A 20373-nucleotide genomic window follows, 5' to 3' on the forward strand; every position below is an offset into this window, starting at 1 on the left:
GCTAATCCTAATCATTAAGTTCGACTAACAAATACAACTAGATACTTGAAAAGGATACTAATATGCCAAAAGTTCTAGATACAACGGTACTGCCCGCAAGGAGATCACACAGTGTATCTCCGACCACAATAAATGCCAGCATGTACAAACAAGAAATGAATCATCCAGCACAACTGTTAATTGTCGCTGTAGGTATGTGTATTGGGGCCATTTTCGCCATCAGCATTGCCTACAATCTTCATATACAACCCACACTGTGGCATATCGGATTACTTACCCTTATTCCAGTAAGCATCGCATTATTATTACGCCAAGTGTATATCTACACGCTTATACATATGGAACAAGATTAACGCGTGGGTTTAACAACTCAGTTCACTGTTTTTCAATTCAAGGCGCTTTCAAAACATCAATGCATTCAAAAATAAAATACTTCATTGAAATACTGTGAAGCGCCATATTAGCTCTATGCCTCTAGCAATTCAGTCCTCAAACTAAAAAAACAAAATAGCGCATCTAAAAATTAAAATTACTTTTCCATTTTTCGTTTCAGTCTAGTCGTCAAATTATCATTGTGTAAATGCATGAAGCACTTTACCTATTCAGTGATTACACTTAGGATGAATTACCATTTTTAAATCCAGACTGTCATGAACTTAACTGAATGGATTATTTCCATCATGGAACAATTGGGCTACTTCGGCATTGCCCTTCTCATGTTCCTCGATAATGTCTTTCCGCCAATTCCATCCGAAATTATTATGCCATCCGCAGGTTATGCTGCTTCACAAGGACAGCTAATGATCATCGGTGTCATCATTGCAGGCTGTATTGGTTCTTTGACTGCTGCTGCTTTGCTGTATTGGATTGGTTATAAGTTTAAACATGACAGTATTTTAAGTTTTGTCGATCGCTATGGAAAATACCTATTTATCAAATCACAAGACGTAGAAAAGTCCTTAAATTGGTTTGAGCAATATGGACACCGTATTGTATTTTTTGGTCGTATGATTCCTGCTGTCCGCTCCCTCATTAGTATTCCAGCAGGTATGAGTCGCATGCCTTTTTGGAAATTCATGTTTTTTAGTGGATTAGGAACAATTATCTGGACCACATTTCTTGCCTATGTTGGTTTTTATTTTGGGGAAAACCAACAATTGATGCAGCAAATTTTTAGTAAAGTTGGCCACGTCATTATTGCAATTACAGTTATTATCATTGCTTGGATTTTTTACCGTCGCCATCAACGTCGACAGCGTTAATCTGTTTTTCTTTTGGGGTTCGAATGAAACATTATTTATTACATTTTGCGGCAGTTTATAGCATTGCTTTGGTGCTTTTGGTTACAGTTTTAATGTTTGGTTTAAATTTGGGTGGTCTAACACTATTCCCTGCATTGATTGCTTCTGCTTTCATTTCCGCACGTCATTTTGTACAAAAAGAACATCGTCTTGCGACGAGTGATGAAAAAATTCAATTGGTATGGGGCTCAAGTGCCGTAGCAATCATCATTGGCAGTATTTTCGTATTCTTCCTCGTGTTGATAAATCCAAATGCTGAAGCCATTTTGAAAGCAGCTGATCAGGCAGGTTTAGGGCTATCAGCACTGATCATGCTATGTATGATTGCAATTCATGGTGTGATATTCCATATTGCCTATGGCTGGTATGCAACTTATTGTGCAAAAAAATTATAGTCATCGAAACATTCCAAAAAATACCATTGCCGAACCTAAGCAAAAGCTTTGGATGTTTTAAACTGATCCATGTTGTGTGATTCAATCCTTTTTAATAACGATAAAACGAAGTTTAAAAATGAAAAAATATATCCTGACTTTTACTGCAGCTTATGTGATTACGATGCTGGCTGTTGTTGCCATCGAGTCATTATTTGATTTACCTAGCGGAACATCCATGACCTGTTTAATTGTTGGTGGTTTTAGCGCTGCTGCAAGCTTTGTCAAAGACCGTCAACGTGTTCCTAATGAGACTGAAAAGAAAACTTTAGTTTGGGGCTGTCTACTTGCCTCAATCATCATCAGCATCATTGCGACATTAATTAGTATTGTTGTATTCCCTGAAACATTGGCATTTTTAAAAATGGCTATGACCCAGCTGCCCTCTTGGGTTTGGTTGATTGCGATCGCATTTACACTGCTTATTCACTATTTGATTTTGGCATTATCTTTTGGTTGGATAGCAAAGTACTTTTTACCCAAGACAACAGTATAAATGCTTATTTAACCCATAAAAAAAGCACCTTACGGTGCTTTTTTGAATCATTTGAAACACACTTGCAATGTAATTCAACATTGCACTGCAAACATTATGCTGGTGTGTGATACATCAAATACAACTCGTTCAAGTTAGTTGGAATTTCTTCTGCAAGTTCATCCATTAACTGACCATTACGACGGAAAGATTCCATTTGTGGATCTTCTTCGTCAATGCCACTGAACACCATAATTGGTAAAGTCAGGTCAACAAGTTGCTCTTCAAACTCATCTGTAAACCAAGCATCTTCGTTTAGGAACATAGCATCAACGAAACCAACACTCCAGTCACCAAGACTTGATTCAACATCTGCTTCTTCAATTTCAAACGGAAATTCAATACCGTCTTCATTCGCAAGATTTTGACGTATAGATTCAAGCCATGCTTTTACTTGTGCAATAATTTCAGTAGGAACTTTCTTTTGATTATTATCAAAAAGTTCATCCAACCATTTATCAAAAGTTGGGCCAACTGCAATTGCACACAAAAAACCATGAGTCGCTGCAAAATCTAGACCATGCTCGTTGTCATCGCCGTCTAGATAGTCACTCAAAAGGTCTAAATCTAAAGCACTCATTTCATATCCAGAGTTAGAAACTTAATGCGCTAGCATAGCATTTTCAGGCGCTATGCTAAACGTTAATTAGTCTTCTTCGTCATCAAAATCATCATCGTCGTCGAAGTCATAGTCAAAATCTTTAAGCTCACGCTCAAGACGACGTTGTGTAAGAAGTTCATCGATAAGACGGCGTTTTTCTAGCGATTCTTTCGCTGAAGTTTTCGCACTGGCCTCATCGAAATTCACATCATCATCACCGTAGTTATCATCTAGTTCAAAATCTGTAGAAGACACTGAAACTACCTCATAATGCAAAAAATTGAAGGGGTCTAGCCGCTATTTATATGGGTTATAAAATATTGTCAAGTTTTATTTAAAAAAAACATATTTAAAAGCGAAAAATAGGGCTTTTTTTCTTACTGAAATGTATGGCATGATATAATCCACCCTGCGTCCTTCTGTTTTATGACAGTTTTACAAAACTTTCAAAATAGGCGCGCGTATGGGATGAACTTGAAAACAACAAATTCACCCCCACCTTAAATTACTGAATTTATATTTTTAATATTTTATCAGTCAGCACATTTCGCTGTCAGAACTGATGAAATACTCAAGCTATTCACAAAATTTAAATGAGATGAATCGTGCACTTATGCACGGTTTTTTACTGCCACAGATTCACTGAAGAGTAAGCAAAGATGAGCGATATGACTTCCCCTACTTCTCAAGTAGCGGCGCTGATTAGCCGAGGCAAAGAGCAAGGTTACCTAACTTTCGCCGAGGTTAACGATCATCTCCCAGACTCGATCACAGAAAGCGAACAGATTGAAGACATCATTCAAATGTTGAATGACGTTGGTATTCCTGTGCATGATCGAGCTCCGGAAACTGACGATACAATGTTTGAAGGTGGCAGCGAAGCGACGGATGAAGTTGCTGAAGAAGAAGCTGCTGCTGTACTTGCATCTGTAGAAAATGAACCTGGTCGTACCACTGACCCTGTACGTATGTATATGCGTGAAATGGGGACAGTTGAACTGTTGACTCGTGAAGGCGAGATCAGTATTGCAAAACGTATTGAAGAAGGTATTCGTGACGTTCTTCACTCGATTGCTTACTGGCCAAACGCGGTTGAAGTAGTTTTATCAGAATACAAAGATTATGAAGCGGGCGAACGCCGTCTTGCTGACATTTTGTCTGGTTATCTCGATCCAGAATCAGATGAAGAAATTCCAGAAGTAATCGAAGAAGATGACGCTGATCTTGATGATGAAGATTCAAGCACAACGAAATCGACGAAATCGACGAAATCGACGAAAGATGTCAAATTAGATGACGATGAAGAAGACGAAGAATCTGAAGGTGATGACGATTCTGAAGGCGAATCTGGTCCAGACCCTGAAATTGCAAAAGCACGTTTTACTGAACTTGAAAATGCTTGGATCGTAACTAAAACTGCGATTGAGAAACATGGTCGTAACAGCAAAGAAGCTGCTGCTGCACTTGAAGCTCTTGCAACAGTGTTCATGATGTTCAAATTCACGCCACGTTTATTTGACATTATTTCTGACCTAATTCGTGATACGCATGATCAAATCCGTACTTCTGAACGTGAAGTAATGCGTTATGCAGTACGTCGTGGTCGTATGGATCGTACGCAATTCCGTACTTCTTTCCCTGGTCAAGAGTCAAATCCCGCTTGGTTAGAAGAACAAATTGCCAAAGCTCCTGCGGACATGAAAGGTTACCTTGAAAAAGTTCGTCCTGACGTTTTAGCATTCCAACAAAAAATTGCTGATATTGAAAAAGAATTGGGCCTTGACGTTAAAGGCATCAAAGACATTTCAAAACGTATGTCGATTGGTGAAGCGAAAGCTCGCCGTGCGAAAAAGGAAATGGTTGAAGCCAACTTACGTTTGGTAATTTCGATTGCGAAGAAATACACCAACCGTGGCTTGCAATTCCTTGACTTGATCCAAGAAGGCAACATCGGCTTGATGAAAGCGGTAGACAAGTTTGAATACCGTCGTGGTTATAAATTCTCGACATATGCAACTTGGTGGATTCGTCAGGCGATTACCCGTTCGATTGCTGACCAAGCACGTACTATTCGTATTCCAGTACACATGATTGAAACGATTAACAAAATCAACCGTGTATCTCGTCAATTACTTCAAGAAATGGGCCGCGAACCTACGCCTGAAGAATTAGGCGAACGTCTGGAAATGGATGAAGTTAAAGTTCGTAAAGTACTGAAAATTGCCAAAGAACCGATTTCTATGGAAACGCCAATTGGTGATGATGAAGATTCGCATCTTGGTGACTTCATTGAAGATGGCAACATCACCTCTCCAATTGATGCTGCAACTTCAGAAGGCTTAAAAGAAGCAACACGTGAAGTGCTTGAAAACTTAACTGAACGTGAAGCGAAAGTCTTGAAAATGCGTTTCGGTATCGACATGCCAACGGACCACACTTTAGAAGAAGTTGGTAAACAATTTGATGTAACACGTGAACGTATTCGTCAGATTGAAGCGAAAGCATTGCGTAAATTACGTCATCCTTCACGCTCAGAACATCTGCGTTCATTCCTTGAGAATGACTAACCTATCCATAGGATAATACAGGCTTGAATATGGGGGGAACTCCCCCATAATATGAGCATGTAGAGATAAAACAAAATACCTGCATCTTGCAGGTATTTTTACAAATGAGGTGTCCCATGACTGACATGACAAATCGTATGCCATCACGCGAATTGCAAGAACATCTTTGGGTGTTCCCGATGGACTATCCAATTAAACTGATTGGTCTTGCAGGTGAGGAACTCCGTCAAGCGGTAAATGATATTTTCTTGAAACATTTCCCTGAGTTTGATGGCAGTACCATGACTGTAACGCCTTCACGCACAGGTAAATACCATTCTGTAACTGCTCAGTTGCGTTTTATAGAGCTTGAACAAGTTCACGCAGTTTATGCAGACCTTGCAGCTTGTCCATTAATTAAGACAGCACTGTAAGTACTAAAAAACACGCTTTCGAGCGTGTTTTTTTATGTGAAAATAGAGCATTAAATTACAACTCAAACCGTTCAACGCCCCCATTATTCTGCCAATTCATTATAATAAAACTCTATGTTTGACCATAAAGGACGCAACACGCGTGACTGAGACTGCTCAAAAGCCAGAACTAATTATTCGCCAGTACAATACACTGACTCCCTATGAAGATCGCTTTTTAGAAATGAAAGCGTTGACTGAACAACGTGATGAACACACTGCGGATGAACTCTGGATATTGCAGCATCATGATGTGTTAACTCAAGGTCAGGCAGGCAAACCTGAACACATCCTCATGCACAGTAATATTCCTGTGGTACAAACCGATCGCGGTGGTCAAGTAACGTGGCATGGTCCTGGTCAGTTGGTCGCTTATTTCATGTTTGACTTAAATCGCTTAGGTTGGAACGTGCGTACGCTGGTTTCCTATGCAGAAAACTTGATGATCGAACTGCTGAAAAAGTACGGTATCGACGCTTATGCCAAGCCTGATGCACCTGGTGTTTATGTTGCAGAACGCAAAATTGGTTCACTCGGTTTTAAAATCCGTAAAGGGCGCTCATATCATGGTTTAGCATTAAACATTGACTGTGACTTGTTTGGATTTCATACCATCAACCCATGCGGTTATGCAGGTTTAGAAATGGTACGTATACAAGACTTAGTTCCAGATTATCCAAAATTTGCAAACTTGTGCGTCGATATCATTGATACTTTGAAAAACAGCGGTTACTTTAAAGACGTAACCGTCAAACAACTATAAAGACTTTGCTTTCTAATACAAAATAATTTAGAGTATTTACTCTAAACAGATAATTATAGATAAGGGATGATCGCGTGATTGCAACTAAATCCGTTAAACCCGCCCTCCAACAAGCCTATGTCAAACTCATGATGGATGTAATTGGCAGAGGCTTGGTCATGGCGAGCCAGGTCGATGAAGAAATTAAACAGGAAGTGGCTAAATTTCCTGTGAACTTCATTCTCTCTATGAATGTATTTCCAAATGGTGCTGCATTTGTGGCACAGGTAACTGAAGATCATCAGCTAAAGCTGCTGACACCGGGTAGCCAAAAACCTGATTTAACCATTACCTTTAAACATTTGACCCATGCTTTTTTAGTGTTTTCCTTTCAAGAAAGTACAGCTCAAGCCTTTGCTAATGACCGTATGATTGCAGATGGTGATTTGTCTTATGCGATTCGATTAGTACGTTGTCTTAATAAGATGGAAGCACTTATTTTGCCAAAACTGGTGGCTGAACTTGCAGTTAAAGAATATCCAACACAATTAAGTTTAAAAGAAAAACTCAGTGGTGCTGCAAATATCTATTTGAAAGTAGCCCAATCTTATTTAAAGCGGAGTGCATAACACATGGCTAAACCATATTACGAATTTTTCTGTCCTGTAAAAGTGATTGCTGGCCATGCAGCTTTAGAACACATTCCCTTTGAACTTGCCAGCCTCGGCTCAAAACGCCCGATGATCATTACTGACAAAGGTGTCCGCAGCAATAATTTACTTGCACCCATTGAAGCTGCGTTCGAAAGCACAGATGCTGTGATTGGTTTTATCTTTGATGATGTTCCACCGGACTCTAGTCTAGAAACCGTTCGTAAAGCAGCACAGCTTTATCGCGACAACAACTGTGATGCAATTATTGCCATCGGTGGTGGGTCCGTCATCGATACCTCTAAAGCGACCAATATTTTAGTGTCTGAAGGCGGCGATGACTTATTAAAATATTCTGGTGCGCATAATTTACCAAAGCCATTAAATCCTTTCTTTGTGATACCAACCACATCAGGTACGGGCTCTGAAGTCACAATGGTTGCCGTGGTGTCTGACACTGAAAAGAATGTCAAAATAGCCTTTGCATCTAACTATCTGATGCCACATGCTGCTATTTTAGACCCGCGTATGACACAGACATTACCACCTCATCTTACAGCAATGACAGCAATGGATGCGATGACACATGCGGTTGAAGCCTATACGTGTATGGCGGCAAACCCAATTTCAGATGCCTATGCCACTGCTGCCATCAAAAAGGTTAGTAATAGTTTATTTAGTGTATTAGATAATACAACCGATGCACATGGCCGTTTAGAATTGGCACAAGCATCAACAATGGCAGGAATTGCTTTTTCAAATTCGATGGTTGGTTTAGTCCATTCATTGGGTCATGCTTTAGGTGCTGTTGCTCACCTGCCCCATGGATTATGCATGAACTTATTCTTGCCTTATGTGCTGGAATACAACAAAGAAGTCAATGGCGATAAAATTGCAGAATTATTATTACCTTTAGCTGGCCCAGACATTTATGCACAGACACCAGCACATCTTCGTGCAGATAAAGCAATTTCAACGATTTTAACTATGCGTGATCGCCTGTATAGCTTGACCAAATTACCACGTACTTTGAGTGAAACAGGTAAAGTGACTGAAGCACAATTAGATGAAGTTGCCGAAAAGGCACTGAATGATGGTTCTATCATTTACAACCCGAAAGAAGCCAGCTTAGAAGACCTAAAAAGTATTCTAAAAAAAGCTTGGTAATTACTGAAAAATAAGCGAATATAGCGACAAATTTAAGCCTGATGTTTTTTTAAACATCGGGCTTTTCACTTGCAGAAACAAAGAATAGTCAGTTTTTTAACCAAATTGGCATAATTTCTGCTAAAAACAAATTCAAAGTTACTGACAAAATGTTCCATTTACAGTAGATTGGCGCACTTTTGTTTTAAAACGTAGGGGGGATCGTTCGTCTCAAACGATCCTTAGAACATGACTGATCCTTGATCAACGATAAGAGGATAACGCCGTTGACAAATTTTTCTGGGACTCAATCGGCAGCTAAACTGCAAAAAACGCTTGGACTCTGGCACATTATTATTATCGGTTTGGCTTACATCCAACCAATGACTCTATTTGATACTTTTGGTTTAGTATCTGAAGAAAGTCATAGACATGTGCCGACTTCTTACATTATTGCCCTTATTGCAATTCTGTTTACCTCGATTAGTTATGGTCATATGATCCGTCGCTACCCTTCTTCGGGTTCTGCGTATACCTATGCCCAAAAATCTATTCACCCGAACGTAGGTTTCATGGTGGGTTGGTCTTCTTGGTTAGACTACCTATTATCTCCAATGGTAAATATCATTCTTGCAGTGATTTATCTTGAAGCCTTATTCCCAGAAGTTAACCATTGGGTTTGGGTAATTGTACTGACAGCATTCATGACAGGAATCAACCTGCGTGGTGCTAAATTCGTTGCAAACTTCAATGGTTTGATCGTATTCGTACAATTAGGTGTTATTGCTTACTTTACTTGGATGGTATACAGCCTATTGGCTGGCGGTGTAAATGCCGACGGTACATTGGTTAATGCGCAATACCAATTATGGAGTTTAGAACCATTCTGGAATGAATTAACCAGCGTAGGTGCATTAATTACAGGTGCAACCTTACTCTGCTTCTCATTTACAGGTTTTGACTCATTAAGTTCACTAGCTGAAGAAACTAAAGATACTGAGAAGACTTTACCTAAGGCAATTTTCTTAACTGCCTTAATTGCAGGTGTGATCTTTATCATCAGTACTTACTTCATGCAAATCTATTTCCCGAACGATCCAAAAACATACTTTGAAGATGTTGCTGCAACGCAACCTGACATTCTTCAAGCAGTTGGTGGTGTAGCATTTAAGACTGTTGTACTTTACTTTGCAATTGTAACTGTAATGGCATCGGGTATTTCTGCTCATGCGGGTGTATCACGTTTAATGTACGTTATGGGCCGTGATGGTGTTATTAATAAGAAAATCTTCGGTCATATTAGCCCGAAAAATTTCACCCCGTCTTATAACATCATGATCGTTGGTGCTGTTGCATTAACTGCAGGCTTCATGGATCTTGATATCGTTATTTCGATGATCAGTTTCGGTGCTTTGACTGCATTTACATTCGTTAACTTGTCTGTAATTTCACGATATGCGCTGCGTGATGGTCGCACCAAAAATGCCAAAGATATCTTTAGCTTCGTAGTTATTCCACTACTTGGCTTTATCAGTATCTTTGCAATGTGGTTGGAAATTGAAGAAACTGCTTTGAAATACGGTTTATGGTGGGCAATGTTTGGTATTTTATACCTTGGTTATAAAACCAAAGGTTTTAAACACCCTGCGCCGCAACATAACGAATTTGATGATAAATTCTAATCAAGTTTATCTCTAAACAAAAAAGGCGCTTAAAGCGCCTTTTTTGTTCTAAATATATCAATTAAGGTTGTATGGCTTTTCTAGATTGCTGAAATTGAATTGAAATTTCTTCACACTTGTCTGGTGTATTGCCTTTTAATTCAACCGATGCTCCATCACCGTGTGACCATATACCATCTTCAACAGTCTCTAAATTTACAGCTGCTTCAAATATATGCTGTTGTTGTGGATAGAGTTTGATATCTACAGGTGTATCACATACATGTTTTGGAAAATATGGTCTAACCTGCTCGAATAATTGCATGGTTAATGGCATATCACATTGCAAATGAATGGTGACTGGTACGCTATTGGTATTTTTTAAGATCAATTGAACATTTTGCGAATTAAGATCCGCTTGGGCAGCAGGTATTTCTACATACGTTTTTGTGTCAATCGACTGACGATCAAATGGATTGAGGAAGGCTAATTTACGTTCCACGCCATAACAAGAATCCTGCACGGAAGCTGAAAACTCTAAATATCGTGTCCCCAAGATAATTGTTCCGCGGCCTTCCCCTGCATGACCGATATCAATGATTGGATCACCTGTACCTTCAATTGAAACCCCGCCACTGCGAAAAAACTCTATGTCACAACCCGCTAAAACGCTGATCAAGCCACAAAGGGTTAAAGTCTTAAAGTTTAATTTTCGTATCATGTTGATAAACTCCAAAGCGAAATACACGATTTGCTTCAGGATTTCCCTCATCCATTTCGCAACGCTCCGCGGCAAGTTTTAAAAGTTGTAGTGAGTATTTTTGCCAAAGCTCTAAACTCATTTCATGTAATTTATTAATCGATTCTTCTGTTAATTCGTCAGCACAAATGGCTTGTTCTAAGTATGGCATTTCATCAGGATTCAATAAATTATGCAAACCTGCTTCTAAATGCGCTTGAACGTTTCGAGTTAAAATTTTGCGTGCTTCTAATTGTGAAGGATCTGGAATAAAACGACGCTGTTGTAAATATACCTGCCCATCTTTTTCTGTCGCAATTTCAAGCCTTATAAGCTCGTTGAGTACTGAACGCGGATGACGTTCTGTTGAAATTCTTTTCACCAGCATTTCAAAGCTATTTTCTGACTCACTGCTAAATGGTAAAGAATCCCCCCAACCTTCTGCTAACCATAAACCAATCACACGCGATGGCACACTAATCGGTTCAGACACAGTTGCATCTTTCAGCGCTTTACCTTCGGAAATCACTTCTTTATAAGCCGTGACATCTTTACGATGCAGCCCTGAAAGTAAACTAATTGCTGATATTGTTGGTTTTTGATCAATACGCTCAAGTTCATGCACAGCCTGTTGAAAAAATATAGGCTTCAATGCAGCAGTAAACTCAGTATATCCAACACCTGATCGTATCAACCATTGGCTCAACTCATTCATCAGCACCAATACTTGCTGTAAATTTTGATCTGCCTCATTGGTGAGAAGTTTGCTCATTAAATTGCCATGAAAATTAGACTGCATAAGTGAAATTTTCGCATTATTTGTTCTACTGCACAATTTTTATCTGATGAGATCTTGAGGGTATTCAGTAAAAAAATCATTCTTTACATTAAAGTGCGTAAATGACACGCTGATCGATATATCCAAACTTTCAACGCTATGCCACCACCCAATCGGTATAAATAAGGTTTCTCCTGGATGCACTGTACACTCAATAGGTGTGACCTTTTTCAACGATGGATATTGAAAAAAATCAGCCTTTTTTAAATCTGTAATTTCACTAAATACCCACTGATCGTTATACATATATGGCATTTGCCAAGCAGGAATTAAGGTCACTTTCTTACGACCATAGATTTGTGCCAACAAATTATTGGTTAAGTCATAATGCAGTGGCGTAAATGTGCCTGCTGGCCCAAACCAAAGAAAATGTCGATCTGTTTGTACAGTTTGACTATAGCCTGTTGAAAAGTCAGCGAGATCATCTTTCAATTTCAACATGAAATCTTTATTTTGAGCTGCATTATTTGCCGTCAAATAAATATCATTTGTCTGTTCAGACAATTTTATTTTTTCAACAAAATCTTGCATCAAAATAATCCGCTTAAGTTGTACCGACTTTTTTTCAAAGTCTTGATGTCGTGTTCTGTCCATCTGAACTTCTACAAGTTCATTTTTGAAAGTTTGTGAAAAATAGTCAGGTGACCATTTACTCAGTGCTGGCCAATGATCTATACCACCTTGTAAGATTACAGGTTGCATTTGGCTATAAAAATCTTGAATAAATGTTTTGAAATTTGGTGTTTCGATACGCTCGATATGATTTGTGGTTGTTGCGTTCAATGTTTTAAGTTGTCCTATTACACTCAACAACCAACGCTCTTTGTTTTGTTGCTGTGTTACTTTTTTCAATCTTTTAAAAATAACGTTATTGTTTATTTGCTTTAAAAAATGAATGATCAAATGATTTGAAATATTTTCTTGCTTATTTTTTTCTAATATTTCTGCAGTATTTAAACCATTCAAGCAGTCATCTAATAATACATTTTGCAGATGCACTGGTAATTGCTCTATTGGAGCAAAAGTATCTGTATAGCTAACTGGACTAAATCCATGTGCTTGTAAAATTTCACTTATTTTTTCTGTATCACAACCGTTATCAATGTTTTCAGTCAACCAGTCTTGCCATTCCGTTGGTAAAGATTGATACCAAATTTGACTATGCTGAATATTCTTATACTGGCTTTCTAAGTTCATCTCACTATCTCCACCCTCTTTACAACTGAAGTATAAATGATCTATTTTAAAAATGCTAAATTTTCGCATTTTAAAATTATTTAAACACAGTGGATGTTATCAGCCCCTATAAAAATAGCGCTAGATAACTCAACAAAGGAGAAAGTTAATGAAAATTAGTTACTTAATACTAGCAAGTAGTCTCTCTTTGATTTGCATTCAGACTAATGCTGGCTTTGCAGATACCATGCGTGATTTACGCAGCACCCTGAGCCAATTTAATGAAACTTCAAAAGAGGTTTCAAATACAGCCCGTGAATGGACAGGTAGTCGAACGAATAACACGTCAAATTATACAAATTCTAGTTTCACCGTAGGCCAACAACTTCGCCCGAAAATAAATAATCTTCCGCTTTATCAAAGTGCCGATAAATCTGGGGTAGTTTTGAACAAACTGTCAAAAAGTGCGGATATTATTTTTGCTGGGAATGCGACCAAAACTGGTCTAATCGAAGTCACTACAGAATACGGCAATGGCTGGATTGAATCTCACCTTGTGCAATAAATCATTTCTGAAAAAAAGCAAACATCAAAAATAGCTGTGCATAACAATTTCTTTTATCGAGCACTAGTCATGAATAACATCAATAAAATCAGCATTATTGCTGCTGTATTTAGTACTTTGGTCGGCTGTGGCGGCTCCAATAATGATGGCCCATCACCAACGCCGACACCGACACCGACACCGACACCGACACCGACGCCAACGCCAACGCCAACGCCAACACCAACACCAACACCAACACCAACGCCAACGCCAACGCCAACGCCAACGCCAACGCCAACAACTGTAGCGGATAAATTCACAGGAGAGTGGATTCAAGGAAACTCTGCTCTCGGTAATAGTAATTGTGATTTACCACAAATTTCCATTCACAAAACCAGTGAAAATTCAGTCAGTTCACTGAACGAAGAACTAAAATATGCTGTACACAATAGTTCAAGTAAAACCTGCAGCGGTGAATTTATTTCCAAACGTTATCAATTACTGCATGACATGGTAATCAGTGATATCCAACCTGCTGCAGCTCTAAATAACTTTGAATATCATGCCATTAAGTTTCAACCAGTCAGAGATGGAACAACCAGCAACCGTGTCCTGACTTTTTTAAATAGTAATTCTTTTTGTGTGATTAATGCGACGATTTCAAATCCAAGCTATATCATCATGGAGCGTGGTCTAATTAAAGATCCACTCAAGGACAGCCGCTGCTATACAAAAAATACCAATGAATTCTTCACCAATTTAAAACCGAAAGCCAAAATCACAACTGCAGACTTTAAGTCTGAGAGCTTTATTAATACGACTGACACTGTGAACTTCTTGGCTCAGCTCAATGCGATGGGACAAAATGGTTATAAATTAATTGGCTATGATACTAAGACCCTGGACAATGGTAATGTTAATAGCTACATGAAACTTGCTAATGAAAATACGCGTTTCAATCATATTGTGGCAGACCGTACAGCATCCTCTACCGCTGACATTTATTTTACATGGCGTAATCAGTTAAATGAAAAAGGTAAATCAGGTTATCAATACCTACATAGCGTCAGACCAACCAATGCCATGAATTTCAAAGATTATTTCATTAAAAAGGAAAACGATACCGCGACGTACACCTATGACAGCGGCTATGTTTCCCCACTCGTTGACCCAGTGCAACTGGAAACCATGCTCAATACATTAGGTTCTCAAGGCTGTCGTATTATTCAGTTCAAAAGCTATTTCACAGGTTTACGACCTGAAGTTCTGAACGGCAAACAAAATAGTCCTAAAGTTGCAACCTGTATCAATAGCAGTACACATCATGGCACTTACAGTTATCGCCATAAAACCTATCCAACCGGTAGCAATAGTCTAGAACGTACTCTGAAATTGCAGACAATGATTGATGAGCAAGCAAAAGAAGGGTATCGCTTAATTAGTCGATCTTTAGATATGAGTTCAACCACCAAAAATGGCATGCTGTTTATGAAAGACAGTGAAAATACCAATATCGGCGAATTTAAAGTCTTTAGTGAAACTGTCTTTGCAACATCGACGTTTAACGACGTCTTACTGAAACGTCTTCAGCAGCAAGGTCAATTGGGTTGGTTATACACCAGTGGTCAACTGCTATTTGCAAATAATCCAAAACATCTACAAACAGAACTGAGTGACTTTAATTTAATTGATTAATTCATGAGGTATCTCGAGCTTTTCCATGTCCTTTATTTTTTGCATTAAGGACATGGATCATTCACATAAATCAAAGCAGTGATAAAAACCACTTATTTTAAGCGGCAATTAAAACCCATCTTGGTATCAACGATATTATTTTCATAACCTAAGCTTTGAATAAATTGGTTGCGGTCTGATATTTGTTTTTGATCCGCTTGACTCAATCTTGCTTTATTTTTTTGTGCCAACCCATAGGTTTCATTCACTAAACCCTGATAGATCCCGCAAACTTCCTGACGCTTGGACTTTTTCAATTGACGACCACCATACCATGAACGTTCAAAATCTTCCGCTTTAAGTGTCTTACCCCAGTCTTCAATACGTTGATTTTGTCGCTGCTGCATTTCCAATAAGCCTTGTTGAATCTCAGCTTTAGTAAAAGGTTTATTTACTTCAACTTTTGGTAAAACAGGAACAGCGTCTGGCACAGGTGCTGCAGTGGTAATCGCCTCCTCTGCAGTATTCGATACAACTGGATTTGCCAAACTCATTGATGAAATTAATCCGGTCGCAATGACGACACCAAAAGCTTTTAAATTTATAGATTTCAAGTTTTAAGTACCCGTTTTAATTTTTCACAGTGTCCTTATACACATTTTTATATTTTGGCAGAAGTTTTTAAAGTATTAATTTACAAAACTTCATTAGTGTAAATGATTAGGCTTATGCAGGCTCAATAAAAAACCGCTCCTAGAAGCGGTTTTTTAAATTATGATAACTTAAACCAATTCTTTAAAATCTTGTTGACGCCAAGCTTCATATAAAATTACTGCTGTCGCATTCGACAAATTCAAACTACGTGAATTTGCAGCCATTGGTAGACGAATCCAATGTTCTTTCGGGAACATCATACGTACATCTTCAGGTAAACCACGTGTTTCTGGACCCATCAAAAGTGCGACCGGTCGATTTAGATTAGACGTATGCGGTGTTTCAAAACCCTTGGTCGTTAATGGATAAATCGCATTTTGATCGATCCCTACACTCGCTAAATGCTCTAAACACGCAGCAAAATTTTCCCACACTTTCATGTGCGCCCATTCATGATAATCCAATCCAGCACGACGTAATTTTTTATCATCTAGTTCAAAACCCAAAGGCTTGACTAAATGTAACTGCGCTCCAGTATTGGCACATAAACGAATGATATTCCCTGTATTTGCAGGAATTTCTGGCTCGTATAAAACAACATGGATCACAGGATTTACTCTACTCTTTGGTTAAAAATGGATGAGGTAAGATATTCACTTAGCGATGATATGCCATAGCTAGCAAATAAAAATTCATTCGACTGAGTATTCGCACTTTAGCATAACGAACACCGAATAATGAGGGTAGCAACTATAGCTATGTCCACTTTACTCAGACATAGCCTTCGCCTTGTGCTCGGGCAGCGTTATCGCTACTTTATCCTCTTTACTCAGGCACAGCCTTCGTCTTGCGCTCGGGCAGCGTTATCGCTGCTTTATCCTCTTTACTCAGGCACAGCCTTCGTCTTGCGCTCGGGCAGCGTTATCGCTGCTTTATCCTCGCTCATGCCATTGAAGTTGATCACGTAAGCTAACCACATCACCAATAATGGTCAATGTCGGCGCCTGTATTTGGTACTCGGATACTTTAGAAGCAATATCTGCCAAAGTCCCGACCACCACTTTTTGCTCTGGAGTTGTGCCTTTCGATACCAATGCAACTGGCATATCCGGACGTTGCCCATGTGCAATTAATTTTTCACAAATTTTTTCAAGACCCACCAAGCCCATATACAGCACAAGCGTTTGGTTTTGGTAAACCAGTTCATTCCACGGTAATTCAGGTGAGCCTTCTTTCAAATGCCCAGTTAAAAAACGCACACTTTGAGCATAATCACGATGAGTTAAAGGAATACCCGCATATGCTGAACAGCCCGAAGCCGCAGTGATACCAGGCACAACTTGAAAGGCTACGCCAGCAGCAAAGAGTTCTTGAATTTCTTCACCCCCGCGCCCAAAGATAAATGGATCACCACCTTTCAGACGACAAACTCGCTTACCTTCACTGGCGTATTTAACCAATAATGCATTAATGCCTTCTTGTGGCACTGCGTGATTCGATCGAGCTTTACCAACGTAGATTTTTTCGGCATCGCGACGGCACAAATCCATAATCGGCTGTGAAACCAAACGATCGTAAATAACCACATCTGCTTGCTGCATTAAGCGTAAAGCTTTCAGAGTCAATAGGTCTGGATCACCAGGCCCAGCACCGACCAAATACACTTCGCCTTTTGGACGTGTCCATTCAATAAGAGCCTGCTGAATTAAGCGATTCGCTTCAACTACATTGTCGTTAAACACCTGTTCTTTCAGTGGACTTGCATACAAGTCTTCCCAAAAGATACGGCGTTCGTCTGGATTGGCTATTTTTGCTTTAACTTCAGGACGCCACTTACCAGAAAACTCAGCAAGCTTGCCCATACCATGTGGAATAGCTGCTTCTAGTTGAGTTCGAATTTGGCGAGATAAAACGGGCGATGTTCCATTAGATGCAACTGAAACAATCAATGGTGAACGATCAATAATTGCAGGTACCATAAATCGGCAATGCGGCGGATCATCAACACTATTGACCAAAACATTTTCAGCTTCACAAGCCTCAAACACGGCTTGATTAATCGTTTTATCATTGGTTGCGGCTATAACCAAACGGTATGCACGCAAATTAACTTGAGTATCTTGATAGCGTGAATTGAGATATTGCCCTTGGCTATGTGTCACCAATTGCATTAAATCATCTTCTATTTCGGGTGAAATCACCGTAAGGCAAGCACCTGCTTTTGCAAGCAGCACTGCCTTACGATATGCAATTCGACCACCACCAACAATCAGACAAGGTTGCTGTTGCAACTTCAACGAGATTGGAAAAATATCCACACACTACCTCAGTATTTTAAATCTGATTGTCTTAAGCAAATTTTGTGCACAAAACTGTGCACTTTATCGTTCATTAGTCGATAAATTCTGCACCGCCCATATATGGACGAAGTACAGCAGGAATTTCAATTGAACCATCAGCGCGTTGGTAGTTTTCCATCACCGCAAGTAAAGTACGACCAACAGCCAAACCTGAACCATTCAATGTATGTACGAATTCAGTTTTCTTTTGGTCTGCACGGTAACGTGCTTTCATACGACGTGCTTGGAAATCGCCCATGCATGAGCAAGAAGAAATTTCACGATAGGTATTTTGACTTGGCACCCAAACTTCAAGGTCATAGGTCTTGATTGCGCCAAAGCCCATATCACCGCCACACAGAACGACTTTACGGTATGGCAAGCCTAATGCTTGAAGGATACCTTCGGCATGACCCGTTAATTCTTCCAAAGCATCCATCGAAGTTTCAGGTTTTACAATCTGAACCATTTCTACTTTGTCAAATTGGTGTTGACGGATCAAACCACGTGTATCACGGCCATACGAACCCGCTTCGCTACGGAAACATGGTGTATGTGCTGCATATTTTAATGGCAAACGTTCTGGATCAATGATTTCGTCACGCACGAAGTTGGTTACAGGAACTTCAGCTGTTGGAATCAGGTAATATTCTTTTTCGCCTTGTAGTTTGAATAAATCTTCTTCAAATTTAGGCAATTGACCTGTACCACGTAAAGAGTCAGCATTTACTAAATAAGGTACATATGCTTCGGTATAACCATTTTCTAATGTATGCGTGTTCAACATGAACTGAGTCAATGCTCGTTGTAAACGCGCTAAAGGCCCTTTTAATACACTGAAACGTGTACCAGTTAATTTGGTCGCAGTTTCGAACTCTAAACCACCCATCATTTCGCCAAGATCGGTATGGTCTTTGATTTCGAAATCAAATTCGCGAGGTGTGCCCCACTTTAAAACTTCCACGTTATCATTTTCGTCTTTACCCTCAGGCACAGACTCGTGTGGTAAGTTTGGAATTGAAAGAGATTTAGCTTCTAACTCAGCTTGAAGTTCTGAAAGTGCAACTTCTGCTGCTTTAATTTCATCACCAATGGCAGACATGCGCGCCATGATTTCTGAAGCATCACCGCCTGCTTTTTTAATCTGACCGACTTGTTTTGCGCCAGCATTACGTTCAGCCTGCAAAGACTCAGTTTTTGACTGAATTTCTTTACGGCGAGCTTCTAGGTCTGCCCACTCTGCTACGTTGAGTTGAACACCACGTTTTGCTAAGGCTAAATTTACAGCCTCAATATTATTTCTGAGTAATTTCGGGTCGATCATAGCCAATCTGAAGTAAAGAAAAAAACTGGCTATAGTGTAAGCTCTTAAAGCTTAAAAATACAGTGATCGAGCTTACACCTGAGCTTTATTGAATCAATATTATTGACTCAATGAACTTCATTTCGTTTCATAATTTGGCAAATTCGGTAAATACTCTGGTTTGAATAAACCTTTTACAGAGTAATACGGTAGTTTTAATTCAGGCATACCTTCTGCATAACTTGCTAATTCATACAATGGATAAACAAACACAATACCGTTACCCCCATAGTAGAAATTATCACTCAGTTGTAATTTACCGCGTTCAATATCATGGTTATCTAACCAAATTGAATTGGAATCAAACAAAGCACTTAGAACTTTGGCATCGGCACCTTTCACCAATACATCTTGTAATGCTAAACGTTTTTTTTCATTTAGATCAAAATTGACATATTCCACATGAGACATACCGTGCGCAGCATGTACGGCATAGGTATAACTTTCTATCGCAAAAGTCGCAATATGGCCCCATTGGCTAATATATCGCACCGAAGTTGTGCTTTGACCTACGCCAGCTTCCGGATTTTGTGCTAAATCCACTTTTTCATTGGGTTCAGGCGAAAATGCAATTGGATCCGCTTTCTTAATACGCTCAAGGAAGTATTGATTGATCCAATCAACATTGGTTTCTACAGTTTGAATGGAATATTGTGTACACCCTTCAGCTTCGCATGCTTGCGGTTTCGGCAAATTAACCACAACAGATTTAGATTCAATCAGGGGAACCGATTGCGTCGTCTTTTGTTTACTTTGTGTCGTGCTTGCATCTTCGACAGGTTCATTTCGTGGATGACAAGCTGTCAATGCTCCAACCATCAAAATTGTTGTGATAGCCGTAGCCAAAACATTGATACGTGTTTTTTTCATCCTAAAATCCCTATACCTCAAATCAGATATGCTGCAAAGTTGACGCTCAGCTTTGCAAAATAAGCATACTACTAAATGCATAGC

General features: G+C 39.3%; 22 protein-coding genes. 12 read left to right on the plus strand and 10 right to left on the minus strand.

Features of this window, described 5'->3' with window-relative positions:
* The first annotated feature begins 62 nt into the window (after positions 1 to 62).
* From A9J31_RS08820 to A9J31_RS08835, 4 genes are all read left to right on the plus strand, one after another.
* A complete protein-coding gene (locus A9J31_RS08820) occupies positions 63 to 353 on the plus strand; it encodes a hypothetical protein (protein WP_067764309.1) in 291 nt (96 codons plus the stop codon).
* Positions 354 to 650: 297 nt separating this feature from the next.
* Positions 651 to 1262 (plus strand): DedA family protein, encoded by a 612-nt coding sequence (locus tag A9J31_RS08825; RefSeq protein WP_067764312.1) that lies wholly within the window; start codon positions 651 to 653, stop codon positions 1260 to 1262.
* Positions 1263 to 1285: 23 nt separating this feature from the next.
* Positions 1286 to 1696 (plus strand): ABZJ_00895 family protein, encoded by a 411-nt coding sequence (locus tag A9J31_RS08830; RefSeq protein WP_067764315.1) that lies wholly within the window; start codon positions 1286 to 1288, stop codon positions 1694 to 1696.
* A gap of 118 nt (positions 1697 to 1814) precedes the next feature.
* On the plus strand, positions 1815 to 2231 hold the full coding sequence (locus A9J31_RS08835; protein ID WP_067764318.1) for an ABZJ_00895 family protein: 417 nt from the start codon (positions 1815 to 1817) through the stop codon (positions 2229 to 2231).
* A gap of 94 nt (positions 2232 to 2325) precedes the next feature.
* Here the strand turns inward: A9J31_RS08835 and A9J31_RS08840 are convergent, their stop codons facing one another.
* Together A9J31_RS08840 and A9J31_RS08845 are read right to left on the minus strand one after the other, a co-directional pair.
* Entirely contained in the window at positions 2326 to 2850 is a 525-nt protein-coding gene (locus A9J31_RS08840; protein ID WP_067764321.1) for a YecA/YgfB family protein, read from the minus strand.
* 66 nt (positions 2851 to 2916) lie between these two features.
* A complete protein-coding gene (locus tag A9J31_RS08845) occupies positions 2917 to 3126 on the minus strand; it encodes a PA3496 family putative envelope integrity protein (protein WP_067764324.1) in 210 nt (69 codons plus the stop codon).
* Positions 3127 to 3530: 404 nt separating this feature from the next.
* Between A9J31_RS08845 and rpoD the strand changes: the two genes are divergently transcribed.
* The 6 genes from rpoD (at position 3531) to A9J31_RS08875 (ending at position 10110) form a co-directional block, all read left to right on the plus strand.
* On the plus strand, positions 3531 to 5438 hold the full coding sequence (rpoD, locus tag A9J31_RS08850; RefSeq protein ID WP_067764327.1) for an RNA polymerase sigma factor RpoD: 1908 nt from the start codon (positions 3531 to 3533) through the stop codon (positions 5436 to 5438).
* A gap of 125 nt (positions 5439 to 5563) precedes the next feature.
* Positions 5564 to 5851 (plus strand): YbeD family protein, encoded by a 288-nt coding sequence (locus tag A9J31_RS08855; protein ID WP_067765004.1) that lies wholly within the window; start codon positions 5564 to 5566, stop codon positions 5849 to 5851.
* Positions 5852 to 5993: 142 nt separating this feature from the next.
* Positions 5994 to 6653: a lipoyl(octanoyl) transferase LipB gene (gene lipB / locus A9J31_RS08860; protein WP_067764330.1), complete on the plus strand. Its 660-nt coding sequence runs from the start codon at positions 5994 to 5996 to the stop codon at positions 6651 to 6653.
* Between the two features lie 74 nt (positions 6654 to 6727).
* On the plus strand, positions 6728 to 7261 hold the full coding sequence (locus A9J31_RS08865) for a hypothetical protein (protein WP_067764333.1): 534 nt from the start codon (positions 6728 to 6730) through the stop codon (positions 7259 to 7261).
* 3 nt (positions 7262 to 7264) lie between these two features.
* Positions 7265 to 8449, plus strand: a complete 1185-nt coding sequence (locus tag A9J31_RS08870) for an iron-containing alcohol dehydrogenase (protein ID WP_067764335.1) — start codon at positions 7265 to 7267, stop codon at positions 8447 to 8449.
* 266 nt (positions 8450 to 8715) lie between these two features.
* A complete protein-coding gene (locus A9J31_RS08875; protein WP_067764338.1) occupies positions 8716 to 10110 on the plus strand; it encodes an APC family permease in 1395 nt (464 codons plus the stop codon).
* Positions 10111 to 10171: 61 nt separating this feature from the next.
* Here A9J31_RS08875 and A9J31_RS08880 read toward each other — a convergent pair whose 3' ends face one another.
* The 3 genes from A9J31_RS08880 to A9J31_RS08890 form a co-directional block, all read right to left on the minus strand.
* Positions 10172 to 10810, minus strand: coding sequence for a hypothetical protein (locus A9J31_RS08880; RefSeq protein ID WP_067764341.1), 639 nt, complete (start codon positions 10808 to 10810; stop codon positions 10172 to 10174).
* Entirely contained in the window at positions 10788 to 11600 is an 813-nt protein-coding gene (locus tag A9J31_RS08885) for a DUF6502 family protein (protein ID WP_081410311.1), read from the minus strand. Before A9J31_RS08885 ends, A9J31_RS08880 begins: the two co-directional genes overlap by 23 nt.
* Positions 11601 to 11666: 66 nt before the next feature.
* Entirely contained in the window at positions 11667 to 12863 is a 1197-nt protein-coding gene (locus tag A9J31_RS08890) for a cupin-like domain-containing protein (protein ID WP_067764347.1), read from the minus strand.
* A 148-nt stretch (positions 12864 to 13011) separates the two neighbouring features.
* Here A9J31_RS08890 and A9J31_RS08895 point away from each other — a divergent pair, with 148 nt between their 5' ends.
* On the plus strand, positions 13012 to 13407 hold the full coding sequence (locus A9J31_RS08895; protein WP_067764350.1) for a hypothetical protein: 396 nt from the start codon (positions 13012 to 13014) through the stop codon (positions 13405 to 13407).
* 69 nt (positions 13408 to 13476) lie between these two features.
* Positions 13477 to 15084: a PT dipeptide repeat lipoprotein gene (locus A9J31_RS08900; protein ID WP_067764353.1), complete on the plus strand. Its 1608-nt coding sequence runs from the start codon at positions 13477 to 13479 to the stop codon at positions 15082 to 15084.
* A gap of 92 nt (positions 15085 to 15176) precedes the next feature.
* Here the strand turns inward: A9J31_RS08900 and A9J31_RS08905 are convergent, their stop codons facing one another.
* The 5 genes from A9J31_RS08905 to A9J31_RS08925 form a co-directional block, all read right to left on the minus strand.
* Complete coding sequence (locus A9J31_RS08905; protein WP_067764356.1) at positions 15177 to 15677, minus strand: hypothetical protein; 501 nt, start codon at positions 15675 to 15677, stop codon at positions 15177 to 15179.
* Positions 15678 to 15845: 168 nt separating this feature from the next.
* Positions 15846 to 16325, minus strand: coding sequence for a tRNA (cytidine(34)-2'-O)-methyltransferase (locus A9J31_RS08910; RefSeq protein WP_067764359.1), 480 nt, complete (start codon positions 16323 to 16325; stop codon positions 15846 to 15848).
* A 324-nt stretch (positions 16326 to 16649) separates the two neighbouring features.
* Complete coding sequence (gene cysG, locus A9J31_RS08915; RefSeq protein ID WP_067764362.1) at positions 16650 to 18035, minus strand: siroheme synthase CysG; 1386 nt, start codon at positions 18033 to 18035, stop codon at positions 16650 to 16652.
* 73 nt (positions 18036 to 18108) lie between these two features.
* Positions 18109 to 19380: a serine--tRNA ligase gene (gene serS / locus A9J31_RS08920; protein ID WP_067764365.1), complete on the minus strand. Its 1272-nt coding sequence runs from the start codon at positions 19378 to 19380 to the stop codon at positions 18109 to 18111.
* A 117-nt stretch (positions 19381 to 19497) separates the two neighbouring features.
* Entirely contained in the window at positions 19498 to 20289 is a 792-nt protein-coding gene (locus A9J31_RS08925) for an RsiV family protein (RefSeq protein WP_067764368.1), read from the minus strand.
* Positions 20290 to 20373 lie beyond the last annotated feature (84 nt).

It is taken from the genome of Acinetobacter gandensis (assembly GCF_001678755.1).
Lineage (GTDB): Bacteria > Pseudomonadota > Gammaproteobacteria > Pseudomonadales > Moraxellaceae > Acinetobacter > Acinetobacter gandensis.

What these genes read in the sequence shown, in the direction of transcription:
- A9J31_RS08820 (WP_067764309.1), top strand. Translation starts at nt 63, where the DNA reads ATGCCAAAAGTTCTAGATACAACGGTACTGCCCGCAAGGAGATCACAC.
- A9J31_RS08825 (WP_067764312.1), top strand. Translation starts at nt 651, where the DNA reads ATGAACTTAACTGAATGGATTATTTCCATCATGGAACAATTGGGCTAC.
- A9J31_RS08830 (WP_067764315.1), top strand. Translation starts at nt 1,286, where the DNA reads ATGAAACATTATTTATTACATTTTGCGGCAGTTTATAGCATTGCTTTG.
- A9J31_RS08835 (WP_067764318.1), top strand. Translation starts at nt 1,815, where the DNA reads ATGAAAAAATATATCCTGACTTTTACTGCAGCTTATGTGATTACGATG.
- A9J31_RS08840 (WP_067764321.1), bottom strand. Translation starts at nt 2,850, where the DNA reads ATGAGTGCTTTAGATTTAGACCTTTTGAGTGACTATCTAGACGGCGAT.
- rpoD (WP_067764327.1), top strand. Translation starts at nt 3,531, where the DNA reads ATGAGCGATATGACTTCCCCTACTTCTCAAGTAGCGGCGCTGATTAGC.
- A9J31_RS08855 (WP_067765004.1), top strand. Translation starts at nt 5,564, where the DNA reads ATGACAAATCGTATGCCATCACGCGAATTGCAAGAACATCTTTGGGTG.
- A9J31_RS08870 (WP_067764335.1), top strand. Translation starts at nt 7,265, where the DNA reads ATGGCTAAACCATATTACGAATTTTTCTGTCCTGTAAAAGTGATTGCT.
- A9J31_RS08880 (WP_067764341.1), bottom strand. Translation starts at nt 10,810, where the DNA reads ATGATACGAAAATTAAACTTTAAGACTTTAACCCTTTGTGGCTTGATC.
- A9J31_RS08885 (WP_081410311.1), bottom strand. Translation starts at nt 11,600, where the DNA reads ATGAGCAAACTTCTCACCAATGAGGCAGATCAAAATTTACAGCAAGTA.
- A9J31_RS08890 (WP_067764347.1), bottom strand. Translation starts at nt 12,863, where the DNA reads ATGAACTTAGAAAGCCAGTATAAGAATATTCAGCATAGTCAAATTTGG.
- A9J31_RS08895 (WP_067764350.1), top strand. Translation starts at nt 13,012, where the DNA reads ATGAAAATTAGTTACTTAATACTAGCAAGTAGTCTCTCTTTGATTTGC.
- A9J31_RS08900 (WP_067764353.1), top strand. Translation starts at nt 13,477, where the DNA reads ATGAATAACATCAATAAAATCAGCATTATTGCTGCTGTATTTAGTACT.
- serS (WP_067764365.1), bottom strand. Translation starts at nt 19,380, where the DNA reads ATGATCGACCCGAAATTACTCAGAAATAATATTGAGGCTGTAAATTTA.
- A9J31_RS08925 (WP_067764368.1), bottom strand. Translation starts at nt 20,289, where the DNA reads ATGAAAAAAACACGTATCAATGTTTTGGCTACGGCTATCACAACAATT.